Source organism: Aeribacillus sp. FSL K6-2848, assembly GCF_038004325.1.
GTDB lineage: Bacteria > Bacillota > Bacilli > Bacillales > Aeribacillaceae > Aeribacillus > Aeribacillus composti.
Window position 1 is genome coordinate 3,658,479 of sequence record NZ_JBBOQQ010000001.1, and the last position, 20,525, is coordinate 3,679,003.

The window sequence follows — 20,525 nt, forward strand, 5'->3', positions numbered from 1 at the left end:
TCAGATAAAAATCGAAAAAATATAAAAGCAAGTGGAGAGAAACGCATTGTTTTTCTCCACTTGCTTCATTTTAGGGATTTATCGGACAACCCCGCCTCTTAAAAAAAGGTGATTAAAATTGATTATTTATCTGCCAATATTTCCGTAATGGAGTCAATTGGTGTTTTTACTGCGTTGCGGGCACGCTTAACAGCCTCTTCATCTGGTGCATCGTAGAAGCAAAGGCATTTTGTCATATCTTCACAAACATAAGTTCTCGAAAATGTTACTTCAGGAACTTCTTGATAATGTACAGAGTTTTTCTTCTTTCTCTCCAAATATTGTTCCATTGTCAAATCTTCTGGTAAATTCCATTCAACCAAATAATTGACAACTTCATTATTTTTCTTTACATCTTCGAGTTCTTTTCCAACAAGACGAACTTGTTTTACTAGATGAATAGGTATCTGAATATCTTTTAACGTTTCAGTGGCAGCTTTTTGATTTTCTGCTTCAACAATAAAGAATGCGCGTGAGAAATCCTTTGATACTTGAAGTTCAATTAATGATGCCTGATTTTCGTTTAATTTTCCTTGAAGCTCTGAAACTTTTTGATCTAATTCCTCTTTTGCTGATACAATACCATTTAAGGATGATTCAATTAAGTATAGCGCCATATTTTTATCCCCCACTTTTTTATTATCATAAAGTCATTTTAATATACTTAGTTCAAAAAATCAACTTAATCACTTTTAAATTATTTTATGTTAAAATGGATTGTAACAAATGGAGGAGATTAGTTTATGAAAATAAGATATGATATCCCTTGCAACATCGCGCAATCACTTAATATCATTGGAGATCGTTGGACACTGTTAATTATTCATGAAATTTTAAACGGAAATGCACTTTTTAATGAAATTAAAAAAGCTTTACCGGGAATTTCTTCTAATTTGCTTTCGGAACGTCTCAGATATTTAGAAGAAGAAGGCCTCGTTCAATCAGAGCTTTATTCACAGCATCCACCTCGATACCGCTATGTATTAACACAAAGCGGAAAAGATTTAGAGCATGTTTTCAATGCACTTATTATTTGGGGAAGCAAACATTTAAAAAAATGTTATAAAAAACTGATTGACCCGGCTACAGGTGATGAGGTGGACATTGCCTATTATTCCAAAAAAACAGGCGAACTTGTCCAAAATGTTGAAGTTATTTCTATTGAAAGTGAGCTTCAAAATATTAAATAAAAATGCTGTCAGGTCCTCTAAGACTAGTTTAAGGATAGGCGTGCTGGAAGCTCCGGCAATTGCCTTTCAGGAGGAGTTTTTCCACGCGTCTAGCCTCTTAGATACCAATTTTTACATGAATTCATTTCCCTTTGTCTATAACGAATACGAAATCCATATTATAAATCCCCTATTCCAGGTTATCATCATTCCCTTGTTCTCCTTTTTCAACACCTTCCGTAAAATCCAGTATGCTTGAATCACCTACCTATTCTTAAAGCATCACTTTAAAAATCCCGCTTACAGCTTTAAATGTTTTCCTGCCTCCGGCTTCAAAAATGCCATCCGCAAACGTCCTTCATAATAAAAATCTATAAAAACGCAATAACTAAGCTTATCCTTATTGAACTCCCATCACTTCTTCTACAAAACGTCCAGATACATCGGTGCAAACCGCTCACAATCAAAATAACACGATTCATTCTCAAAAATTAAAATCATTGACACTAAAAAATATTTTCTATATATAGTTGAAAAAACTAACAAAGTATAATAAAATGATCTACAAATATTAAAACTCACTATTCTTATAAGAATTATTTTGTTAATGAATTAACAGAAGATTAATGAAAATCCGACGACTAAGAGGCGGTGTAATGAATGGATTCTCAGCAGTCTACAATTATTAAAGTTGAAAATTTGAGCAAGAGCTACACAAATAAAAATAAAGAAATACACGTTCTAGACAATATTTCACTAGAAATAAAGCAAGGTGAAATCATCTCCATATTAGGAGAAAGCGGCTGCGGGAAAAGCACTTTTTTAAATATTATCGGCGGCTTTGAAAAGGCGGATAGCGGTCAAGTTTTGCTTGATGGGAATGTGGTGAATCAGCCGAATCGCAAATGCATAATGCTGTTTCAAGACTATGGACTGCTCCCATGGCGAACAGTGCTTAAAAATGTAGAATTGGGGCTGGAAGGTCTCAAGCTTCATCCTGCAGAACGAAAGGAAAGAGCGTTACATTACTTGGCATTGGTTGGTCTAAAAGGAAAAGAAGATTTGTTTCCTCATGAACTTTCTGGAGGAATGCAGCAAAGAGCAGGAATTGCCAGAGCACTTGCACTGAAGCCAGAATTAATTTTAATGGATGAACCGTTTGCAGCATTGGACACGTTTAATCGTTATTATTTGCAGGATGAACTGCTTCGCATCCAGCAAAAGGAAAATACAACCATTATTTTAGTTACCCACGATATTGATGAAGCAATCTATTTATCAGACCGGATTCTCATTATGCATCCAAATCCCGGTCATATTCACAGGGAGATCAAGATCGCTCTCTCGAAGCCTCGAGACCGAAGCCATTCTGATTTTCAGTATTATCGAAAAATCATTTTTGAAGAATTCCACTTTAACCATCCTAATGTAACAACGGAGTATTATATCTAATTTTTCAAAGCAAGCTCACATTGTATATAAAAAATAAAAATAGGAAAAGGGGAAATTAGATGAAAAGGATTATTCAATCTGGACTGTTTCTATTAGTTATATCAGTATTGTTATTGACAATGGCTGCTTGTGGAGCAAGCGGAAGCGATAATACTTCCGAAAGTGGCAAAGATGGAAAAAGAACAATCAAGATCGGGTATTTACCGATTACTCATGCAGTACCTCTGTTTATCGAGAAGGAATTAGAAAAATATGAAAAATTCAATCTGGAACTCGTGAAATTCGGTTCGTGGCCTGAGCTTGTAGACGCCTTAAACACAGGCAATATTGACGGAGCTTCCATGCTAGTTACTTTGGCTATGAAGGCAAAAGAGCAAGGCATAGATTTAAAAGCTGTCGCATTAGGACATCGAGATGGAAACGTACTTGTCGTAGCAAATGATATTAATAGTGTTAAAGACTTAAAGGGGAAAAATTTTGCTATTCCACACAAATTCTCCACTCACAATATTTTGCTTTATCAAATGTTAAAACAAAACGGATTAAAGTACGATGATGTAAAGGCTGTCGAGATGCCTCCAGCAGAAATGCCGGCAGCTTTATCTGAGGGCAGAATTGCTGGATATGTCGTTGCAGAACCTTTTGGTGCAGCTTCCGTATCGATCGGAAAGGGCAAGGTACTATTTCAAGATAATGAAATTTGGCAGAATTCCATTGACTGTGCACTAGTACTGCGCGGTGAATTTATCGAAAAGGAAAAAGAGATTGCTCAGGATTTTGTTAATTATTACTTAAAAGCTGGTGAGGTAGCAGAGCACAAGGATGAGCAAACAATTGAAATGTCCTCCAAATATATGAAAGCGGACAAAGAAGTAATGGATTTATCTTTTAAATGGATTGCCTATGACGATTTAATCATTCATGAAAAAGACTATAAAGAATTAACGAAAAACTTGATTGAGATGGGCTTACAAAAAAATCCGCCATCTTATGAAGAATTTGTAGATAATTCGCTAATAGACAATGCAAAGCTTCCATAAGGGGAATTCCTATTTCTCGAGCAAACCGAAAGATGGACGCGAATTTAAAGATGTTCTATGGTTAAGCAGGCACTAGGCATGTTGAACAACAGAAGCCCTAATGATGGAAGTATACTAAAATGACAGTTCCGCATGGTTGATGATGCATAAATTCACCAATTAATTTGAGAAAAAAGAGAAGTGATAGGATGATTAAATATAAGAATTTCATAAATGTCATCATTGGTTTTGCTATCTTGATTACCTTGTGGCAGTTAATTATTTTCATTGGAAAATATGATTCAGCACTTTTCCCTTCACCCATTCAAGTATGGGATGGAATACTTTCGCTTATTAAAGATGGTACACTGTTCGAACATTTTCAAGTGAGTATCATGCGATTTTTGGCTGGATATCTTTCTGCCGTTGTATTAGCGATCATTTTAGGACTTATTTTTGGCAGAATTCCACTATTATGGGGAGTGATTGACCCAATTATCCAAGTATTGCGGCCTGTTTCGCCAATCGCATGGTCGCCGTTTATTGTACTTTGGTTTGGGATTGGCAATATGCCGGCAATCGTAATTATTTTTATTGCTGCCTTCTTTCCTGTTTTGCTATCGACAGTATCTGCTGTAAAGAACGTTGATAAAACTTATTTGAAAGTGGCGCAAAATTTCGAGATTAAAAAATTCGAGCTATTGCGCAAAATCATTTTTCCTGCCACATTCCCTTATATTGCGAACGGGCTTCATATAGCTGTAGGTACAGCTTGGATTTTTCTTGTAGCAGGAGAGATGGTTGGAACGCAGTCAGGACTTGGTTATTTAGTTGTCGACGCCAGAAATTCCATGAGGCTAGATTTAGTCATGGCAGCCATACTATTTATCGGCGTATCCGGGCTGCTTCTCGATAAAGCGGTCGGACTTATTGAAAACTGGATTAATCGTATTTGGGGAAGAGCATAATCGCTGTGCAAGGCAAACTTTCCTGTTTCAAGGGATATCTCAGCCCTACAAGTTGAAAGTGCTTTTCCAACTAATCATCTAATTGCCTATATTAATTTTTCAGAGGATAGTATGTTCATGATAAGAGCATACATCCTCTTTTTTATACACATCTTTCTTATTTGGAACCAGTCTCTCCAGCGACTTTAGAAAACGGCAAAAATAATTCGGCTATTAAAAATAATCTTTCATGCAAAATCATGCTAGATGTAAATCTTTTGTAAAGCAAAATTTACAATGAATTAGCTTGGGCACAATATTTGCTTAATATTTGTTTTTTATATTTCTTTTAAAAGCTTTTGATCCTCTGCCCCCATCCAAAGAGCAAGCATATTCTGCCCAACAAGATGTTTCGCGCAATCCAAAATATAACAAACGTTTGCCAATCGAATTGCTTTTATAACAAAATACTTTGTTAAATCTTGAGAGCAGATTCGGAATTTTAAAAGAAAGGAAATTTAGCTGTGGCAAAAAGCAATGCAGGAACAATTTTGCTGGAAAGATTAAAAAAACATAAAATGGTAGCAGCTATTAAAGAACCGAAATATATTGAGAAAGCGATCAAGAATAAAGAACATTTAAGTGCTGTCTTACTAATGACAGGAACCATTTTAACGGTAAAAAGATATGTTGATTTCATCCAGTCTGAAGGGCTCCCCGTCATATTGCATGTTGAAAAAATAGGCGGTCTGGAAATGGATGGCGATGGAATTGACTTTGTAAAAAAGAATGTCCAGCCAACGGCGATCGTTACAACGAGGAACGGCATAATAAAAAAGGCAAAATCAAGCGGTTTATTTGTTATTCAGCGAATCTTTTTAATTGACACGGAAGTTTATCATAATTTAGTGAAGGATGCGGATCAAATCCGCTCAGATATAATAGAAATTATGCCGTGCCGTGCGCCGGATTTTTTAAAGAAATTCACAAAGGTTTCGCAAGTTCCCGTTATAACAGGAGGGCTGTTGACTTTGCCTGAACATGCGAAGGAAGCGATAAATAATGGCGCACTCGCTGTAACGACGTCCAACTCAAAATTGTGGGAAATGGATATAAATAAATTTTAAAAGAGAATTTACATATGATTTATACTAGATTAACAATTATCATCTATATTAAAAGTAACAAGTGAATAATTACTGGTGCAAATAGAGAGACCTCAAATTTAATGTATATGAAATAGATATATACATTATATTTGGAGTCTCTTTTTTTGTTATGCAAGCAATTGGAGGTGATTCGACATCATTTAATAGATTTGTCAGGTCGGGAGATGAAAAGCATTTACACCAAAATATTAATGGCAAACGATCTGCCAACCTGTCATTGGCATAACGATGAAAAATAGCTTTATCTGTAATTGAAGACAGCTTGTAGAAGCCGCTTGCTCGAACACGGACGGTGATAGCCAGTCAAAGGCAACACGATTTGTTAACTGATTCATGTAAAGAATTTTCTAAATAGGCGAAATGTCACGACAGTTTGAAGATCCCTTTCATTAATTACGCTCAAACAATTTGGTGAGGAGGAATATAATGAAATCATTTGTAAAATTGATTTGCGCATTTACATTAGTATTTATGTTAGCAGCTTGTAACAACACGAGCAAGCAGGCAGCCAATGACTCTCCTTCTAAATCAGAGGACGGCAACAAAAAAACTGTTATCGAATACTGGCACGTAAATGCTGAAACTCAAGGCGGAAAAACAGTAGAAGAGTTAGTGAAGGAATTTAATGCACAAAGTGATACTGTAGAAGTCGTAGCCAAATACAACCCGGACATGTATAAAGGGTTGATGCAAAATTTACAGGCTGAAGTAGCTGCGGGCAATTCACCAGCAGTTGTACAAGTAGGATGGGCATTTTTAGACTACTTCTCAAATAATTTTCATTATGTGCCGCCGCAAGAAATAATAGATAAATATTTTCCAGAAGATAAAACATTTTTAAAAGATCATTTCTTAAAAAATGTTTTGGATTTAGCGAAAAATTCGGATGGTGAACAAGTCGGGATTCCATATTCGTTAAGCAATCCAGTCCTCTATATTAATCGAGACCTTTTACGAAAAGCTGGTTTAGATGAAAATGGGCCAAAAACGTGGGAAGAGGTAAGAGAATTTTCCAAAATAATAAAAGAGAAAACAGGAAAATATGGGTTTTATTTGCAGGAACCGGCAGATAACTGGGCTACACAAGCTTTATTAGAAAGCAACGGAGCCAAAATGATTACGGACGGAAAAGCAACATTTGCTTCAAAAGAAGGAATTGAAGCGTATCAACTATGGGCTGATATGGTGTTAAAAGATAAAACAGCCTTGCATTTGCCTTGGGATCAAGGTGTACAAAGCTTTATCGATGGCAATGTCGCCATGGTCTATACAACGATTGCCCAACGTTCGCATATCCAAGCGAATGCCAAATTTGACGTAGCGGCAATCAAATCGCCAGCATGGGAAGGAAAAGAAGTAAGACTGCCGGCAGGTGGCGCAATGCTGGCTATTACAGCAAAAGATGAAGATCAGCAAAAAGCAGCATGGGAATTCATGAAATTTCTTTATAGCGTTGAATCAATGGCTAAATGGACAGAAGGAACAGGTTATGTGCCTCCACGTAAAGATGTTGCAGAAGCAGAAAATGGACTTAAATCATTTTTAGAAGAAAATGAAATGATGAAGCCTGCCATAGGACAAATGGACAAGATAGTTCCTTGGGCATCATTCCCTGGAGACGCCGGTTTACAGGCAGAGCAATTATTAATAGATGTACGCGACGAAATTCTTACAGGAAAAGTATCAGTAGAAGAAGGTTTAAAATCAACGGAAAAATCCATCAATGAATTGTTAAAGTAAAAGGAAATGTCTACAAAGGGTGACTAACATTTATAACAATTTTTCAAAAAAACTTCCTTTAGTCACCCTCCTTTTAACTTTTATTTTCGGTATCAGTACGGAGGGTAATAAAAATATGAGTGATGGGACGGTTTTAAAAAATAAAGAGAGTTGGAAAGCGTATTGCTTATTGATTCCAACGTTAATTATATTTTCGATATTCATGTTCTGGCCATTTTTATACACAATTTATTTAAGCTTTTTTGACTGGAACATGATTACTCCGACAAAAGAATTTGTAGGATTGAAAAACTACATTGATGTTTTATCTGATCGAAATACATATAAAATATTGGGAAATACATTTATATATATTGCTTTCTTATTAGTTATAAACTGTATCATACCGTATCTTTTTGCTTTCGTTTTAGATTTAATTTTAAAACGATTTAATGGTTTTTATAAAAGCGCCTTGTTTCTGCCGGCATTCATCTCATTGGTCGTCGGTTCGATATTGTTTACGTGGATTTTAAATCCAGTTTCCGGACCTGTTGCCATTATTTTAGGATGGTTCGGCATTGAAATGCCGATTTGGAGTAAATTAGACGGTTGGGTCATATTGGTTTTAAGTTTGATTACATCTTGGAAAGTATTTGGCTATAACTTTATCGTCCTTTATGCTTCTATCAACGGTATTTCACGCGAAATAATAGAAGCAGCCCGTTTGGATAATGTTCCTTTATGGAAAATATTCTTTCATATCGTCTTGCCTATGAGCAGCGCTACTGGCATTTATGTGTTTATTATTACAATCGTCCAAGGACTGCAGTATGTATTCACGCCTATAAAAGTGATAACACAAGGCGGTCCAAATTACGCCAGCTCCAATGCGATCTATCACGCCTATCACGAAGCCTTCGTACTTTACAGAACAGGACATTCTGCAGCTTTATCAATTATGACGATGTTAATCTTTTGCATATTATTAGTTCTTGAATTTAAGTTTGTTGAAAGAGGTATCTATTATGAAAATTAAACGATCTGTTGCGATACCTTGGCACATTATTTTTATCATTACAATCATTATTCTTTTATATCCTATCGTTTTTGCATTAGGTTCATCGTTTAAAACGTTGGAAGATGCCTACAACAATGTTTTGAACATAGTTCCGTTAAATCCGACATTCGAAAACTATATCACATTCTTTAATAGTTTACCTGCTTTCAAAATTACGATGAATACGTTCATTATTGCCTCTGTTGCGACAATTTTCAAACTGATTACATCATTTTTAGCAGCGTATGCTTTCGTATTTTTGCAGTTTAAAGGGAAAAACATTTTATATTTTATGTTAATTAGTACAATTTTTATCCCTTTTACCGTAACAATGATTCCAAACTATTTGATCATATCGGGTATCGGTTTAGTCAACAGCGTTTGGGGTGTTATTTTGCCGCAGCTTGCCAATGCGCTTGGTATCTTTTTAATGAGGCAGTCGATGAAAACAATCCCCATCTCGTTAATTGAAGCAGCCAAATTAGATCATATTGGACACGCCCGGATTATGAAAGATATCGTTCTCCCATTAGTTAGGCCGGCTGTCACATCAACAGGTATCTGGTTTTTCATTACTACCTGGAACGAATACGTATGGCCGGTGCTCATTTTAAAAAGCAAGGAAAATTATACATTGCCTCTTGCTTTACAGATGTACATCAGCTCAGAAGGCGGCACGAATTTTACTGTCGCCATGGCCGTATCAGTCATCACAATGATAATACCTTTAACTTTATATTTAATTTTCCAGAAGTATATTATAGGAACATTTACTTCTTCTGGAATTAAATAACGGAGGATGGCACAATGAAGGAAATAAGATTTGAAAACGTTTGGAAATCCTATGGAAAAACACATGTTGTAAAAGGGCTCAATCTTACCATTCATCCTGGAGAACGTTTAGTTCTTCTAGGTCCGTCCGGATGCGGCAAATCGACAACTTTGCGCATGATTGCCGGCCTAGAAGAAATTACTTCAGGCGACTTATATTTGAATGGCGTAAAGGCGAATGACATTCCAAGCGGAAAAAGAAATGTAGCGATGGTATTTCAAAATTATGCATTATATCCTCATATGAATGTCGCTGAAAATATTACGTACGGTTTAAAAGTTCAGAAGGTTCATAAAGACGAAATTCAAAAAAGATTAAATGCTGTGTTAGAAATGCTCCAGCTGAAAGGATATGAAAACAGATTGCCGAAAGATTTATCCGGCGGGCAAAGGCAGCGTGTCGCTTTAGCAAGAGCCGTTGTAAAAAAATCTGATTTCTTTCTGCTTGATGAACCATTATCAAATTTAGATGCGCAGCTAAGAGTATCTGCGCGCAAGGAACTAGTGAAAATCCATGAAATGTATAAGCAAACAATCGTTTATGTTACACATGATCAAATTGAAGCAATGACTATAGGGGATCGGATTGCGTTAATGAATCAAGGGCAATTGCAAATGGTAGATACGCCGGAAAATGTATATAACCGCCCTGCAAACATCTTTACGGCAAAATTTATCGGCTCGCCTCCAACGAATATTGTCGATATGGATTATTATGATGGCAAAGTTGTGATCGGGAAACAATCATTTTTATTACATCCGATGTGGATCCGAAAAATAAATGAAAGCAATGCTAAAACGTTTGTTTTTGGAATTCGTCCTGAACATCTAGAAATTTATAAAACTCCCCAAGAAAACACATTAAAAGGCACAGTGAAATACGTGGAAAACCAAGGAAGCAGCTACAGTATTTATATAAATTTAGAAGGTCATGAAGTGATTGCGATGAGTGAAAAAAAGAATTGGCATCCGGGGGAAATGGTCTATTTAAAACCAAAAATGGATCGTATTCATATTTTTGATCAAGAATCCACACAATCAATAGGCTATCCGCAAGAGCTGGATCTGAATGAAAGCAGTCCGATGAATCACAAAATCAATGTGGAAACATATCTTTCATGAGGTGGTTGTTTATGAAAAGAAAAATCTGTTATTCTGATTTGCCGCTTGTATCAAAAGATCCTTTAAAAAATGTCCATGACTTAATTGAATATGGAGCTGATAAAGTTGAACTATTAATGGATGGCGAAAAATGGGATGACATGGAAAAATCATTCAAAAAATTGTCTTCCAAACTAAAAGAATTGCCCATCGGCTACACCATTCATCCGCCAGCATGGGATATTAACTTAACAAGTGAAAATAAAGCGATTCGGGAAGCTTCATTTTTTGAATACAAAAAAGCGATTGAATTTGCCGGCATGATTCAGGCTTCGCATGTTGTGATCCATCCTGGGTTCTGTTTTTCTCCGGTTTTTGACAAACGTTTAGCAAAGCAACGAGCTGAAGATTATATCCATCAATTATGTGAATTTGCTAAACCTTTGAACGTCAAACTGGCAATCGAAAACGTCGGATACAACGGCAGTTCGATTTTTACGCAAGATGAGTTTATAAGCTTTTTAGAAAATATTCATGACACGGCAGGATATTTACTTGATATTGGCCACGCAAATTTAAACGGTTGGGATATTCCGCAAATAATGAAGCAGACAAAGGATCGACTGATTGCCCTCCATGTTCATGATAATAACGGAACAGGAGACGATCACTTGCCAATCGGTGAAGGAACTGTCCCATGGCAAGAAATCTTTAAAACGATTCATGAACAATCAATCGATTGTCAGCTCATCCTAGAATATGCCCCCGGAACACCGTTAGAAAAGTTACGCGAAGGCAAAGAAATTCTTCTAAAAGAACTTTCAACAGAATAAAGGTGGAGTATTGTATTGTTACACATTGACGATTTTGATGCATATTGTTTTGATTTAGATGGAACTATTTATCTTGGCGGCAATCTTTTACCCGGTGTAAAAGATACGATCGACCGATTAAGGCGCCATCACAAAAAAATTCTTTTTATCACAAATACATCGACACAAACAAGAGAAGAATGCAGAGAGCGGCTTCATCATTTAGGAATTCAAGCGAAACTGGACGAAATCATGACAGCTTCTTATTTGTCAGCTGTATATTTTTTAGAGAAATCTCCGGACGCTTTAGTCTATATTGTAGGCGAAAAAGCGATTTCGGAAGAATTCCACAAATTTTCACTAAAAATGACCGACAATCCTATGGACGCGACCCACGTACTTGTCGGGCTTGATCGCTGCTTCACTTACGAAAAACTCAATTTGGCAATGAACGCGGTTCGTAATGGAGCCAAATTAATTGCAGCCAATCCGGATTCGCTTTGTCCAGTTCCTGAAGGGTATATTTCAGATACACTGGCAATAGCGAAAGCAATAGAAGCTGCATCAGGACGGCCGATCGATCAGGTGATCGGGAAGCCTTCCTCTTTTTGCGGCAAAAAAATTCTTGAAAAATTAAACATAAACAGCAACAGGTGCTTAATCATTGGCGATCGTTTAGAAACCGATATTTTGCTTGGAAAAACAAATAATTGCCGCACATGCCTTGTATTAACAGGAGCCTCTAGAAAAGAAGATATTGAAAAAAACAAAATTTACCCGAATTATATTGCACAAAATTTACAGTATTTGTTTTTCATGAAATAAATCGATGCTTTCATACATACTGATTTTTAGGTAAAAGGTTCAAACCCAGGTGGACGTGATTCATCCTCAAAGCTGTCACGCTCCACCTGTTTTTTATACACACAATCAGCCATTAAATTTTTTGACAACAACATCATTGAAAATACTCATCCAAAGCGACAATCATCGCCCCCATCCGCTCCAGTTCTGGAGCCACGATGCGCTGCACCCCATATTCCTTCAATTCTCCAGCAGTTACTTTGCCGACGGCTGCTGCCAAAACATTTTGTTGAAATGCCTCTATAAGGTCGGATGTTGCTCCTTTTTTTTCAGCCAATTTAAAAAGCACTCTTACTTGCGGGGCAGCTGTAAACGCAACAGCATTCAGCTTATTCTCGATTATTTCATCCAGCAGCTGCTCAACGGTCTCAGGATTAGGTACAATGGAGCGGTATGGCAAAATTTCATGCAAAATCGCTCCGTGCTTTTCAAACCATTCTGAAAGCTTTGGCACCGGTTCTCCATGCAATTGTAAAAAAACATGCTTGTCTTTAAAAGAAAATCCTTCAATAGCCCGAAGCAGCCCGTCATTCGTTCCGTCATCATCGGCAGCATCCGGCTGAATGCCGATTTGTTTAAGAGCCGCTTTCGTTTTATAGCCGCGGGCAGCTATTTTTGCTTCTTTTAAAACGTTTATAAATGAATCTAAAATGCCGATCTTTTCTGCCGCTTCCAACAGAGCGTTCGTCCCTATTCCTGTCGTAAACACAGCCCAGTCAGTCCCTTTTTCAACAATGCTTCGAAGATCAGCCTCCAATTCCGAAGGAGAGCATTTTATTGTTTCTTGAATGGCTCGAATAACAGGCTCCCCTCCTTTTTTACGAATTAACGTGGAAATTTCCTCGCTCTTTCGAGAGCCTGTGATAGCGATCCGCTTCCCATGTAAATTTCCCATGCCTTTCTTCCCCCTTTTTCTCTATCATACTATAAATACTCCGTTCATCCCTTATTTTCAAATGAAAAAGTTTGAGTCAAGTATTTGTGGGCAACTTTTTTATGGAAGTAGCGTTAGAGCCGTTATGGAATTTCAATGTTTTTGTATGTTAGCGGTAGACGGGATTATAGAAAAAGCACACCTGGCTTTCTGCATTAATAAGTACCGGTGTTGTTTTTGGCTAACTTTATCTGCAAAAAGGATCTCCATTTTCTATGTTCATCTATTATTCTATTTATAAGAAATATTTTACTAATTTACCAAATTTAAGTTGAAAAAAGTTGAGTTTAATATATAATGAAAATGAAAGGGAATTTTTTCCTAATACTTTATTAACAGAGGAGGAGAATTAATTAAAAAGAAAATTGGAAAAGTATTGAGTACAGTCTTGTCTTTATGCATGTTATCGGTAATTTTGCCAGCTGTATCTCATGCAAATTCTACTTCTTCTGAGGACATAGTCCAACAACAGTTAGAAACTTTTGAAAGAGTGGAGAAAGAGATCGAATCTGACCCAGAACTAGTTCAACCTGATAAAAATTCATCATCTTATAATTTTAAAGCTAATAATTTTCAAGCGTTAGCAGCAGCATCATATCCAAAAAGAAAAGGAGTTATATTAGTAACTAAAGATGGAAAATTTGGTTCTCTAGTAGGTCATGCAGGAATCATATACTCAGAAACAAAAACAGTTGAATCTTTCCCAGAAAAAGGAGTAAAAACTTACGATAATGATTGGAATAAAAAATATAAAACTGTTTATGCGGTAACGACAAAGGGAACAACTGTCGCTCAAGATGCAAAAGCTGCAGACAGAGCGTATGCACACAAAGGAAAACCTTATAATTGGGAATTTACGAATATCAACACTACAAAAAAATTTTATTGTTCGCAATTAGTGTATGAAGCATATAAGTATACTACAGGTTTAAACTTAAATCATGGCGGAGGAATCGTATTTCCAATTGATTTAGTTAACTCTTCTCACACGTATATCATTTATATTAAAGGAGTTTAACAAATGAACCTTTTTAAAACGATAACAAACAGATACAAAATGATCTTTATCTGTTTGTTATTCTCCATGATCTTTTTACAAGGATGCTTCTCAACGGAAACAAAAAACATCGAAGATTACAAATATGCAGTGATTTATACAAATATGTTTGAGAAAGCAGTTATACACCTGTACAATGAAAAAGGAAAGTTTCTTTCAAAACATAAAACGAAATACAGAGGAATGCCTCTTGGAGCTTTTATGGAAAGACCTATTCATATGAATAATAAAATATATTACGCTAATCCACAATCTAAATACAACACCAATGAATTTATATTAGAGTTAAATAAAAGTAATTTGCAGATTAAAGAAATTCCTAACGAAGAAAAAATTGCTCCCACAGTTTGGACTGTTGATAAGGAGTTTGCTTACATGTCTGGGGGAGATCTCACTTCCTCTGATCTTGCCAAAACAAATATAGCAACAGGAAAACAGGTCGCATCCACTAAGCTCAAGGGGCAAGCCATTCATATGATTGAACATTCAGACAAATTATATGTATTAACCTTTATACACTCCAATCCAGATGATATTTACGGTATTATCAATGTAATCAATAAAAAAGATTTATCTTTAATTGAAACAATAAAAATAGACGATATGATGTATTCATCAGATATGGAGCTCGTTGACAACGATCTTTTCCTAGTAAAAACATCAGATGGAAAAGACAATCAGTCAAATGAATTAATAAAAATAAACTTGATGAACAAGAAAATTGAAAAGATTACCCTTCCGTTCAAATCCTTGAGTGATATGCATGTACACAAAGATCATATCTTTATCACACAAGGAGATATACAACGAGAACCTACGGAAAAGAAAATTGCGAAACTTCATTTAAATTCTTCTAAAATTGATGTATTTACTACAGAAATTGAAAACTATGTATCATATATTCATGAAGATCAATTTATTACATCAGACGGCACAAAGATACAAATTTATAATCTTGATAACTTCAAAAAAGAAAAAGAATTTAAGTTAAAAGGAGATGAGAGTCTATTCACTTCATTTTTCATCAATGATTAAAAGCCAATACTATGTAGCAAGGTATTGGCTTTTTGTAATGCCTTCTCACGGTGTCTAACTAGCGAGTCTCATAATCAAATGTTGACCTTGTCTATGACTTTCAGCATATGGATGTGTTTCTTGCGTCTGTTTCTTTTATGGAAAAGGTTAAGACGTTCATACTAATCAATTCGACATGTCGGTCATACCTCCCTGGGTAAGGGTGCAGTCTTTCCTTCCACCTGTCTGCTTCATTTACTCTGTACCATCTTCGACAGAAAGGACTTTGTTTCATCCAATGGCAACTAGCCTCATATGAAGTTCGTGTTTCGAGAGACACCCTAAGTTTGCTGCCCGCTTCCTTCAGATTCCACATCACCACGGACACTATTGCGTTAAGCTAACTGCTACTTTTGCCTTCGCAGCTCGAGACTTTCACCCTAGAGATTACACCCATGCCCGGGTGCATATGAAAAAAGAGAGCTGTTTTCAGCTCCCTTTTGAAAAATTATTGGATCGCATTATCCACTTCTTTCACCATTTCAGCAACCGAAATCAATCCGCCGCCGGATAAATACCAGTAGTTAGGATCTAAGTACACAATATTGCCGTTTTTGTAGGCATTTGTCTTTTTCACTAATTCATTTTCTACTGTTTGTTTTGCAGATGATTGGCCGCCTACAACAGCACCGCGGTCTACCACAAATAAGTAATCAGGATTTTTTTCAACAATATATTCAAATGAAATGCTTTGTCCGTGTGTAGAAACCTCAATGTTTTCATCTACAGCTTTAATTCCAAATTCATCATGGATGAGTCCAAATCTAGATTTCGGTCCATATGCGCTGACTTTCCCTTCATTGGCTAAAATAACTAATGCATTTTTTCCAGACGCTTCTGCTTTTTCTTTTAGCTTTTTAATCGATTCATCGATTGCTGCCAGTTCTTTTTCAGCTTCCTCTTCTTTACCGAAAATTTCTCCAAGTGTTTTCACATTTTCATGGAATGACTCTAAATATTTCGTTGTATCAACACCCATAAAGATGGTTGGTGCAATTTTCTCAAACTCTTCATAAACCTCTGATTGTCTTCCGGAAATAATGATCAAATCAGGCTCAATCGAACTGATTTTTTCAAAATCCGGTTCTTTTAAACCGCCGACATTTTCATATTTATCGTCACTGTATTTGTCTTTTAAATAGGATGGAAGGTTATCCTTCGGTACACCTACCACTTCAACGCCAAGCTTATCCAATGTGTCAAGAGCACCAAAATCAAAAACGACGACTTTTTCTGGATTTTTCTTCACTTTTGTTTCGCCAAGCTGATGCTTAATCGTCAGTTCTTCTGACTCCTGTTTCGTGTCATTTTTTTCACCTTCTCCGCTAGTTGCTCCGTTCGAGCCGCAAGCTGCAACAACAAAAACCATCAAAGAAGCAATGAGAAAAACTAAAAACTTTTTCATAAAAATTACCCCCTGTATATTTTTTAAATGATGTCGGCAATTCTTTAAACATCTCGCAATTGAATAAGAAAATCATTATCATTTCGAATTCTTTGTAAGGAAGAGCTGACAGCTCTTCCTTCTGCTGAGATGTTTATCAAAATGCCTCCATCCATACTACCCTTCTTAAGAAAAGTACACACATATTTTGCAATTGTTTATTTGCTGAATGTTTATATCCATATCATATACGTCTTTTAAGACAGAACGATCTATGACTTGATCAGTTGGCCCGACGTGTACGAGCTCTCCATCTTTCATTGCAACTACATAATCGGCATACACCGATGCAAAATTGATATCGTGCAGTACAATGACAATTGTTTTTCCAAGTTCATCGACAAGTTTTCTTAACATTTTCATAATTTGCACAGAGTGCTTCATATCTAAATTGTTCAATGGCTCATCAAGCAAAATATATTCGGTATCCTGCGCGATCACCATAGCGATAAAAGCCCGCTGCTTTTGGCCTCCGCTCAACTGATCAAGAAATTTATGTTCGATCTCTTCAAGCCCCATGTAACGGATCGCTTCATCCACATGCCTTTGATCTTCTTTTGTTAATCTTCCGCTTGAATACGGAAATCTGCCGAAAGAGACAAGTTCCCTGACTGTTAAGCGAAGATTAATGTGGTTTGATTGCTTTAAGATCGAAATTTTTTTCGCCAAATCGTTGCTTTTGCATGCGCCAATTTCTTTTCCGTCAATCAATATTTCTCCTTCATCTTTTTTTATTAATCGGCTGATCATTGATAGCAGTGTGCTTTTTCCAGCTCCGTTTGGGCCGATGAAGGCTGTGATTTTTTGTTTCGGAATTTTCAGCGAGACACCTTTTACTACAAATTTGTTTCCGTACTGTTTTGAAACATTTTTTACTTCTACCATGATCGATTCTCCTTTAATAGAAGATAAATAAAATAAACCCCTCCAACAAAATTAATGACAACACTTAACGTAGTTGAAAATGTAAACACTCTTTCGACCAATAGCTGACCGCCAACCAACGCAATGATGGAAAAAAGAACGGTCCCGATCGTTAAAACACTATGTTTATATGTGTTTAAAAATTCCCTTGCCACGTTAATCACGAGAAGACCCAAAAACGTCATCGGACCGGTTAAAGCTGTCGAAATCGAAACGAAAACAGCCACAATGATCAAAAGCCTTTTAACAACATGATCGTAATCAATGCCGAGATTAATCGCATGCTCCCTTCCAAGTGCCAGCACATCTAAATATTTGGCATATTTCAGTGAATAAAGACCCACCAGCAGCATAACGGCAATCGACAAGTACAGCAAATCCGTATTCACGTTATTGATGCTGGCAAACATTCTGTCCTGTACAATTAGAAATTCGTTAGGATCTATCAGCACTTGCATAAAAGAAGTCAAGCTGTTAAATAATGTTCCGAATATCAGTCCAATTAGAAGAAGAAAATAAATGTCTTGACCCTCGCCTCGAAGAAGGAATTTGTAAAAGATCAGTGCAAACAGCATCATAAAGAACAAGGAAAGCGCAAAGTTAATATTTTTATCGATCATCGCAACATGTGTTGAACCAAATAAAAAGACAAGCATGGTTTGCAAAAGCATATATAAAGAATCTAAACCTAAAATGCTCGGAGTTAAAATTCTGTTGTTTGTAATCGTTTGAAATACTAACGTTGAAAAACCGATTGCTACACTTGTAATAATAACCGCCAGCATCTTCACCGAACGGCGCGGCAATGCATAATCCCAATTTTTGCCGAGGTCGATGAACAAAAAGGTGATAATTAAAAGGACTGCGACCACTAGAAGAGATGTTATTTTCGCTCTATAACCCATATGCTTTTCTCCTCATAAGTAAGTAAACAAAAATGGCACTGCCGATGACACCGACGGTTAAGCTGATCGAGATTTCGTACGGATATATAATGATTCGCCCTAAAATATCGCAAAACATAACGAAAACAGCACCGAGCAAAGCGGTATGAATCAAATTCTTTTTCAAATGGTCTCCATTGTATATGGCGACAATATTCGGAACGACAAGACCTAGAAACGGAATGGTTCCAACCGTCAATACAACAGATGAAGTGATCAAAGCTACGATAACAAGTCCGATATTGACAACTTGTTTATAATTCAAGCCTAAATTTTTCGAAAATTCCTCTCCCATTCCAGCGACAGTGAATTGATTCGCATACAAGTATGCAATTAATACAAAAGGAATGCTGACGTACAATAATTCATATTGACCTTTTAAAATTAACGAAAAATCTCCTTCCAGCCATGAGGAAACATTTTGAATCAAATTATTTTTGTATGCAAAAAAAGTAGTGATAGATCCAATGATATTGCCGAACATCAGCCCGACTAGAGGAACAAAAATAGTATCTTTATATTTAATTTTTTCTAATATTTTCATAAAGATAAATGTTCCTAAAAGTGCAAAAGCAAAAGCGACAATCATTTTTTGAATCGGACTAGCGTCTGCAAAAACCATGATCGCAACTAAAATCCCCAATCTGGCGGAATCCATTGTTCCTGCCGTAGTTGGGGAAACGAACTTGTTTCTGCTCAGCTGCTGCATAATAAGACCGGCAATGCTTATACTCGTTCCTGCAATAATAATGCTAATAACGCGCGGAATTCTGCTGATGATCAAAATTTGTATTTGTTCATCTGTCAAATTGAATATATCAGTTGGTTTAATATCGTTTACTCCGATAAAAATCGATGCAATTGAAAGGATAATGAGAGCAATGATCAAATATCGTTTTTTCATTTTTTAACTCTTTCCGTAATAAATTAATAATGAGATTCGTTATCAATTATAATAAGAATAAGACTCATTTTCAATAAATTAAGAAAAAATGTCTGAATTTGTCCACAATTTGATGGATGAAGAAGATTAAACCTCTCTTGCAAACATCTATTTTTTACCATAAGTTTCATTGAATGCTAGCTTCCATGTAGTAAAATCCTTTTATCAAATATTTTCTCCCTCCAAAATTTTACTTACAGAAAATGTTTAAATATTTGATGAACTTGCATAATTATAAATTGTTTGGTTTTTTATTGACAAAATAATGTTCATACCGATAATATATATGAATAAATATTTTGTTTTACTTATAATTATTCATTCGATTAAATGAGGGAGTATACATGCACATTCGAAGAGCGACTATGAGCGATACAGATGCCATCTATCAATTAATTAAACATTATGCATTGGAAGGAAAGCTGCTCAGCAGAACGTATGCATCTATTTATGAGAATTTACAAAATTTTTATGTTGCAGATGAAGGCGGAGCAGTGGCTGGCGTTGCCAGCTTGCATATTTTAGACAAAGATTTGGCTGAAATCCGCTCGCTGGCCGTTGACCCTGACCATACCGGAAAAGGCATCGGAAAAGAGCTCGTAAAACAAATCATTTATGAAACAAACAGGTTGGAAATTGAAAATTTGATTGCCTTAACGTATCAAATCGAGTTTTTTACCAAATTAGGATTCGATATCGTTGACAAGCAATCTCTCCCGCAAAAAATGTGGAAGGATTGCATCAATTGTCCGAAACTTCCATCGTGTGACGAAACAGCTATGTTAAAAAAAGTATGGCAGAAAGAACTAGCGAAACAATAAAATTAATTCATCACACTTTTTTATTGCCCGCCTCAAAGAAGCCGCACCGTCGCAGTTTTCAATAGTAAATAAAATGAAAGGAGCTATCCAGAAAGTCAAATCCCTATCGAAAACAAAAAATCATAAACGTTGTTTCTAAAACATTAAAGGGGGCGTCAATAAGCCGTAAAAACGACTTATTAGACACCCCTTCGCATCCATAAAC

Annotated in this window: 20 protein-coding genes; 14 read left to right on the plus strand and 6 right to left on the minus strand. The window is 36.2% G+C overall.

What is annotated here, in order from left to right; all coding sequences use genetic code 11:
* Positions 1-122 precede the first annotated feature (122 nt).
* Complete coding sequence (locus NSS70_RS17720) at positions 123-656, minus strand: DUF4242 domain-containing protein (RefSeq protein WP_063386785.1); 534 nt, start codon at positions 654-656, stop codon at positions 123-125.
* Between the two features lie 126 nt (positions 657-782).
* Here NSS70_RS17720 and NSS70_RS17725 point away from each other — a divergent pair, with 126 nt between their 5' ends.
* The 11 genes from NSS70_RS17725 to NSS70_RS17775 all read left to right on the plus strand — a co-directional run bounded on the left by NSS70_RS17725 (position 783) and on the right by NSS70_RS17775 (position 12,140).
* Positions 783-1,229, plus strand: coding sequence for a winged helix-turn-helix transcriptional regulator (locus NSS70_RS17725; RefSeq protein ID WP_066247718.1), 447 nt, complete (start codon positions 783-785; stop codon positions 1,227-1,229).
* Between the two features lie 639 nt (positions 1,230-1,868).
* Positions 1,869-2,660, plus strand: a complete 792-nt coding sequence (locus tag NSS70_RS17730; RefSeq protein WP_327863659.1) for an ABC transporter ATP-binding protein — start codon at positions 1,869-1,871, stop codon at positions 2,658-2,660.
* Between the two features lie 59 nt (positions 2,661-2,719).
* Complete coding sequence (locus NSS70_RS17735; RefSeq protein WP_340788567.1) at positions 2,720-3,700, plus strand: ABC transporter substrate-binding protein; 981 nt, start codon at positions 2,720-2,722, stop codon at positions 3,698-3,700.
* Between the two features lie 188 nt (positions 3,701-3,888).
* Positions 3,889-4,647, plus strand: a complete 759-nt coding sequence (locus NSS70_RS17740; RefSeq protein WP_063386789.1) for an ABC transporter permease — start codon at positions 3,889-3,891, stop codon at positions 4,645-4,647.
* A 503-nt stretch (positions 4,648-5,150) separates the two neighbouring features.
* On the plus strand, positions 5,151-5,753 hold the full coding sequence (locus NSS70_RS17745) for a glycerol-3-phosphate responsive antiterminator (protein ID WP_242009352.1): 603 nt from the start codon (positions 5,151-5,153) through the stop codon (positions 5,751-5,753).
* Between the two features lie 468 nt (positions 5,754-6,221).
* On the plus strand, positions 6,222-7,535 hold the full coding sequence (locus NSS70_RS17750) for an ABC transporter substrate-binding protein (protein ID WP_340882090.1): 1,314 nt from the start codon (positions 6,222-6,224) through the stop codon (positions 7,533-7,535).
* Between the two features lie 115 nt (positions 7,536-7,650).
* Positions 7,651-8,550, plus strand: a complete 900-nt coding sequence (locus NSS70_RS17755) for a carbohydrate ABC transporter permease (protein WP_340882092.1) — start codon at positions 7,651-7,653, stop codon at positions 8,548-8,550.
* Complete coding sequence (locus tag NSS70_RS17760; RefSeq protein WP_003252244.1) at positions 8,540-9,364, plus strand: carbohydrate ABC transporter permease; 825 nt, start codon at positions 8,540-8,542, stop codon at positions 9,362-9,364. The genes NSS70_RS17755 and NSS70_RS17760 overlap by 11 nt, the downstream gene beginning before the upstream one ends.
* A 14-nt stretch (positions 9,365-9,378) precedes the next feature.
* Positions 9,379-10,524 (plus strand): ABC transporter ATP-binding protein, encoded by a 1,146-nt coding sequence (locus NSS70_RS17765; protein ID WP_340882095.1) that lies wholly within the window; start codon positions 9,379-9,381, stop codon positions 10,522-10,524.
* 11 nt (positions 10,525-10,535) lie between these two features.
* A complete protein-coding gene (locus NSS70_RS17770) occupies positions 10,536-11,336 on the plus strand; it encodes a sugar phosphate isomerase/epimerase family protein (RefSeq protein WP_063386793.1) in 801 nt (266 codons plus the stop codon).
* Positions 11,337-11,351: 15 nt separating this feature from the next.
* On the plus strand, positions 11,352-12,140 hold the full coding sequence (locus NSS70_RS17775) for an HAD-IIA family hydrolase (RefSeq protein WP_340882097.1): 789 nt from the start codon (positions 11,352-11,354) through the stop codon (positions 12,138-12,140).
* 133 nt (positions 12,141-12,273) lie between these two features.
* Here NSS70_RS17775 and NSS70_RS17780 read toward each other — a convergent pair whose 3' ends face one another.
* A complete protein-coding gene (locus NSS70_RS17780) occupies positions 12,274-13,074 on the minus strand; it encodes a uroporphyrinogen-III synthase (RefSeq protein ID WP_340882100.1) in 801 nt (266 codons plus the stop codon).
* Positions 13,075-13,489: 415 nt separating this feature from the next.
* On the opposite strand from NSS70_RS17780, the gene NSS70_RS17785 reads away from it, so the two are divergent.
* Together NSS70_RS17785 and NSS70_RS17790 are read left to right on the plus strand one after the other, a co-directional pair.
* Positions 13,490-14,131: a YiiX/YebB-like N1pC/P60 family cysteine hydrolase gene (locus NSS70_RS17785; protein WP_340882102.1), complete on the plus strand. Its 642-nt coding sequence runs from the start codon at positions 13,490-13,492 to the stop codon at positions 14,129-14,131.
* Positions 14,132-14,134: 3 nt separating this feature from the next.
* Positions 14,135-15,205 carry a hypothetical protein gene (locus tag NSS70_RS17790; protein WP_340882106.1) on the plus strand — a complete coding sequence of 357 codons (1,071 nt, stop codon included), beginning with the start codon at positions 14,135-14,137 and terminating at the stop codon, positions 15,203-15,205.
* 487 nt (positions 15,206-15,692) lie between these two features.
* Here NSS70_RS17790 and NSS70_RS17795 read toward each other — a convergent pair whose 3' ends face one another.
* From NSS70_RS17795 to NSS70_RS17810, 4 genes are all read right to left on the minus strand, one after another.
* Positions 15,693-16,649, minus strand: a complete 957-nt coding sequence (locus NSS70_RS17795; protein WP_094244446.1) for a siderophore ABC transporter substrate-binding protein — start codon at positions 16,647-16,649, stop codon at positions 15,693-15,695.
* 165 nt (positions 16,650-16,814) lie between these two features.
* A complete protein-coding gene (locus NSS70_RS17800; protein ID WP_063386798.1) occupies positions 16,815-17,573 on the minus strand; it encodes an iron ABC transporter ATP-binding protein in 759 nt (252 codons plus the stop codon).
* Positions 17,567-18,517, minus strand: coding sequence for an iron chelate uptake ABC transporter family permease subunit (locus tag NSS70_RS17805; RefSeq protein WP_130156847.1), 951 nt, complete (start codon positions 18,515-18,517; stop codon positions 17,567-17,569). Before NSS70_RS17805 ends, NSS70_RS17800 begins: the two co-directional genes overlap by 7 nt.
* Positions 18,507-19,460 (minus strand): ABC transporter permease, encoded by a 954-nt coding sequence (locus NSS70_RS17810; protein ID WP_063386800.1) that lies wholly within the window; start codon positions 19,458-19,460, stop codon positions 18,507-18,509. The genes NSS70_RS17805 and NSS70_RS17810 overlap by 11 nt, the downstream gene beginning before the upstream one ends.
* A gap of 383 nt (positions 19,461-19,843) precedes the next feature.
* Between NSS70_RS17810 and NSS70_RS17815 the strand changes: the two genes are divergently transcribed.
* On the plus strand, positions 19,844-20,320 hold the full coding sequence (locus tag NSS70_RS17815; protein WP_340788609.1) for an N-acetyltransferase: 477 nt from the start codon (positions 19,844-19,846) through the stop codon (positions 20,318-20,320).
* Positions 20,321-20,525: the final 205 nt, after the last annotated feature.

Excerpts from the sequence above, each read along its gene's own strand:
- NSS70_RS17720 (WP_063386785.1), bottom strand. The coding sequence starts at position 656 with ATGGCGCTATACTTAATTGAATCATCCTTAAATGGTATTGTATCAGCA.
- NSS70_RS17725 (WP_066247718.1), top strand. The coding sequence starts at position 783 with ATGAAAATAAGATATGATATCCCTTGCAACATCGCGCAATCACTTAAT.
- NSS70_RS17730 (WP_327863659.1), top strand. The coding sequence starts at position 1,869 with ATGGATTCTCAGCAGTCTACAATTATTAAAGTTGAAAATTTGAGCAAG.
- NSS70_RS17735 (WP_340788567.1), top strand. The coding sequence starts at position 2,720 with ATGAAAAGGATTATTCAATCTGGACTGTTTCTATTAGTTATATCAGTA.
- NSS70_RS17740 (WP_063386789.1), top strand. The coding sequence starts at position 3,889 with ATGATTAAATATAAGAATTTCATAAATGTCATCATTGGTTTTGCTATC.
- NSS70_RS17750 (WP_340882090.1), top strand. The coding sequence starts at position 6,222 with ATGAAATCATTTGTAAAATTGATTTGCGCATTTACATTAGTATTTATG.
- NSS70_RS17755 (WP_340882092.1), top strand. The coding sequence starts at position 7,651 with ATGAGTGATGGGACGGTTTTAAAAAATAAAGAGAGTTGGAAAGCGTAT.
- NSS70_RS17760 (WP_003252244.1), top strand. The coding sequence starts at position 8,540 with ATGAAAATTAAACGATCTGTTGCGATACCTTGGCACATTATTTTTATC.
- NSS70_RS17765 (WP_340882095.1), top strand. The coding sequence starts at position 9,379 with ATGAAGGAAATAAGATTTGAAAACGTTTGGAAATCCTATGGAAAAACA.
- NSS70_RS17770 (WP_063386793.1), top strand. The coding sequence starts at position 10,536 with ATGAAAAGAAAAATCTGTTATTCTGATTTGCCGCTTGTATCAAAAGAT.
- NSS70_RS17780 (WP_340882100.1), bottom strand. The coding sequence starts at position 13,074 with ATGGGAAATTTACATGGGAAGCGGATCGCTATCACAGGCTCTCGAAAG.
- NSS70_RS17790 (WP_340882106.1), top strand. The coding sequence starts at position 14,135 with ATGAACCTTTTTAAAACGATAACAAACAGATACAAAATGATCTTTATC.
- NSS70_RS17795 (WP_094244446.1), bottom strand. The coding sequence starts at position 16,649 with ATGAAAAAGTTTTTAGTTTTTCTCATTGCTTCTTTGATGGTTTTTGTT.
- NSS70_RS17800 (WP_063386798.1), bottom strand. The coding sequence starts at position 17,573 with ATGGTAGAAGTAAAAAATGTTTCAAAACAGTACGGAAACAAATTTGTA.
- NSS70_RS17805 (WP_130156847.1), bottom strand. The coding sequence starts at position 18,517 with ATGGGTTATAGAGCGAAAATAACATCTCTTCTAGTGGTCGCAGTCCTT.
- NSS70_RS17810 (WP_063386800.1), bottom strand. The coding sequence starts at position 19,460 with ATGAAAAAACGATATTTGATCATTGCTCTCATTATCCTTTCAATTGCA.
- NSS70_RS17815 (WP_340788609.1), top strand. The coding sequence starts at position 19,844 with ATGCACATTCGAAGAGCGACTATGAGCGATACAGATGCCATCTATCAA.